This window comes from Actinophytocola sp., from assembly GCF_045807065.1.
GTDB lineage: Bacteria > Actinomycetota > Actinomycetes > Mycobacteriales > Pseudonocardiaceae > Actinophytocola.
On the sequence record NZ_JBJMIE010000240.1, the window covers coordinates 1 to 2895 of the forward strand.

At 69.6% G+C, this 2895-nt stretch carries 4 protein-coding genes and 1 pseudogene; 2 read left to right on the top strand and 3 right to left on the bottom strand.

Annotation, left to right across the window (positions count from 1 at the left end; genetic code table 11):
* Positions 1–640 precede the first annotated feature (640 nt).
* Genes ACJ73U_RS14135 through ACJ73U_RS14145 form a run of 3 tightly spaced genes read right to left on the bottom strand, consistent with a single transcriptional unit; the run spans position 641 to position 2258 of the window.
* Positions 641–1030: a VOC family protein gene (locus ACJ73U_RS14135; protein WP_407778059.1), complete on the bottom strand. Its 390-nt coding sequence runs from the start codon at positions 1028–1030 to the stop codon at positions 641–643.
* The gene (locus tag ACJ73U_RS14140; RefSeq protein WP_407778060.1) at positions 1027–1305 is read right to left on the bottom strand and encodes an ArsR/SmtB family transcription factor; all 279 of its coding nucleotides are present in this window, start codon (positions 1303–1305) and stop codon (positions 1027–1029) included. The genes ACJ73U_RS14135 and ACJ73U_RS14140 overlap by 4 nt, the downstream gene beginning before the upstream one ends.
* A gap of 38 nt (positions 1306–1343) precedes the next feature.
* Entirely contained in the window at positions 1344–2258 is a 915-nt protein-coding gene (locus ACJ73U_RS14145; RefSeq protein WP_407778061.1) for a helix-turn-helix transcriptional regulator, read from the bottom strand.
* Positions 2259–2302: 44 nt separating this feature from the next.
* On the opposite strand from ACJ73U_RS14145, the gene ACJ73U_RS14150 reads away from it, so the two are divergent.
* Both ACJ73U_RS14150 and ACJ73U_RS14155 read left to right on the top strand, forming a co-directional pair.
* Entirely contained in the window at positions 2303–2695 is a 393-nt protein-coding gene (locus ACJ73U_RS14150; RefSeq protein ID WP_407778062.1) for a RidA family protein, read from the top strand.
* Positions 2692–2895 (top strand): annotated as a pseudogene (locus ACJ73U_RS14155) (SRPBCC domain-containing protein); the annotation flags it as partial. The gene ACJ73U_RS14150 and the pseudogene ACJ73U_RS14155, both read left to right, overlap by 4 nt.

Consider the following 2895-nt stretch of genomic DNA (forward strand, 5'->3'; position numbering starts at 1 on the left):
ACGAAGGCGGCCCAAGCGGCGTGGCCGGGGTGACGGAAGCGTGGACCGCTGCGGCGGAGGGGAGGCGGAGGCAGGCGCCAGCCGCCGGTGACTGCGGCGACCCAAGCTCCCATCGCCAAAGTAGCGGAGCCGAACCCAGACCCATCGCCAAAGCGACCGAGCCAAACCCAGACCAGTCACCAAAGCGACCAAGCCAAACCCAAACCCATCGCCAAAGCGACCAAGCCGAACCCAAACCCCGTGGCCAGAGCGGCGAAACAAACCTCCCCCCAAGGCAGTTCGGTGGTGGTGGCGGGGGCAAGGCGGGCAGGCGCCAGCCTGCCCCCGAAGGGGCCTGCCCAGGGCGGCGGAGGCTCGCGGGTCAAGGGTGGAGCGAAGCGACATCGGGCGAAGCCCGACGCCGAAGGCGCCCTTGACGCGTGAGTCGCCGCCCGTACAATCCCGCCACCACCACCGAACACCGAGGACGCAGCGCGCACCACCAAACCCACCACCAAACCCGAGAACAAGGCGCGCACCACCGAACCCACCAACCACAAGGACACACGAGCTAAAAGCGCTCACCAAACATCGAGGAACCGGCCCCGACAACATCAACGAGGACGCAAAACCCCAAAAGAGCACAACAAAAAGGAACCCACTACCCCACGTACTGAGCGATCTGAATCAAATTCCCACAAGTGTCATCGAACACCGCGGTAACAACCGGCCCCATGTCCGTAGGCTCCTGGGTGAACCGCACCCCAAGACCACGCAACCGCTCATACTCCGCCCGCACGTCATCAACGGCGAACGACGTGAACGGAATACCGTCATCAACCAACGCCCGCTTGAACGGCCCGGCCGCCGGATGCCCGTCAGGCTCGAGCAACAACTCCACACCGTCGGGACTCTCGGCAGACACGACGGTGATCCACCGATGCTCGCCCATCGGCACGTTCGTCTTCTCCTTGAAGCCGAGAACCGAGGTGTAGAAGCGCAGCGCCTTCTCCTCGTCATCAACCAACACGCTGGCCAGGTTGATCCTCATGCCGACCCCTTCTTCAACCACCGCTCGACGATCGGTTCGAGCGGCGCGGTGTTGATGTAGTGGAACTTGTACCTACCCTCGCGTCTGATCTCGACCAGACCGGCCTCCTCCAGAACGTCAAGGTGCTGCGAGATCGCCTGCCGTGACGAGCCGAGTCCGTGCTTGGTCGCCAGTCGGGCGCAGATCTCGAACAGCGTCTGCCCGTTCCGGTCGGTCAGCTCGTCGAGGATCGTGCGGCGCGTGGGATCGGCCAAGGCCTTGAAGACGTCACCCACACACGGAACGTTATGCAAGTACGCACTTGCCTGTCAAGTTAGTACCGGTCGAGCAGCCAGCGACCCAGCGCCCGCATCCGGTCGACGAGTGGGGCCGGTTCGAGCACGTCGAGATCCACACCGAGACAGGCGAGCCAGCGCGCCGCCCAGTCGAGGTCGTCCGTGCCGAAGTGCAGCTCGCACTCGTCGCCGGCCTCGACCACCTCGGCCACGGTGGGGTCGACCAGTTCGCGGACCAGATCGGCCGACGTGTGGACCAGCACGCGCACGCGGTGCCGCCACGGCCCGTGCGCGAGCGTGTCGGCGACGAACGCCGCCGCGTCGACCGGCGGCGAGGGCGTCGGGAACCGGGTGCCGAGCGGCTGGACGTGCTCGACCCGGTCCAGGGCGTAGACCAGCCAGTCACCACCGCGCGGGCACGCCACCAGATACCACCGGCGACGCAGCGTGACCAACCGGAGGGGCTGCACGTCAACGGAACGGCCGACGTGCCGGACGCGAACGGCTTCCTCCGCGCGGCAGGCGAGGGCAAGCGGGACGAGCACGTCCCGGTCGGCGAGGCGGTGCGGTGCGGCCGGCGCCTGCACGTCACCGAGGGCGGCGAGCCGGGACTGCCAGCGCGCCGGCACGACCTGCGTGAGCTTGGCCAGCGCCGTGACCGCCGCGGTCTCGAGGCCCGCCACGGCGACGGCGGTGCGCAGGCCGACGGCGACCGCGGCCACCTCGTCCGCGTCGAGCAGGAGCGGGGGCATCGTGGCGCCCCCCGCAAGCCGGTAGCCGCCCGTCCGCCCGGGCTCGGCGTCGATGCGGTAGCCGACCTCCCGCAGCTGGGCGACGTCGCGGCGCGCGGTGCGTTCGGTGACGCCGAGCCTGGCCGCGAGCTGGGTGGCCGAGATACCCGGGTGCGCCTGCAGCAGCGAGAGCGTCTCCAGGCGCCGGCTGGTCGTGCGCATAACCCTGACAGTATCTGTCCGCAATTGCCGGCATGCTGTACCGCATGACTCAACTGCTCCGCCCGGACGGGCTCGTCCAGTCACCCGCCTTCACGCACGTCGCGATCGTGCCGCCGGGTGCGACGACCATCTACATCGGCGGCCAGAACGCCGTCGACGGCACCGGCGCGCTGGTCGGCGGGGACGACGTCGCCGCGCAGACCCGGCAGGTGATGGCGAACCTGAAGATCGCGCTGGCCGCGGCGGGTGCGACCGTCCAGGACCTGGTGATGATGACGATCCTGTTCGTCGATGGCGTCGACCTCAACGCGGCCTACCCGGTCGCGGCCGCCGACCTCGCGGGTGCCGCGCCGCCGGTCGTGGGCGCGCGGGTGGCCGGGCTGGGTGTGCCGGGCGCGCTCCTGGAGGTCAGCGCGGTCGCGGCGGTGCGGGCGTGAGACGCGAGGTCGGCCACACCCGCGACGCCGGCTGGGAGATCGGCGTGTCGAAGACGGTCGACCACCCCGTCGAGCACGTGTGGAGCTTCATCACGTCCCCGGGCGGCATCGCGATCTGGCTCGGCGAGGGCGTCACCGTGCTGCCCGAGCGGGGCGCCGGCTACGAGACCGCCGACGGCGTGCACGGCGAGACCCGCGGC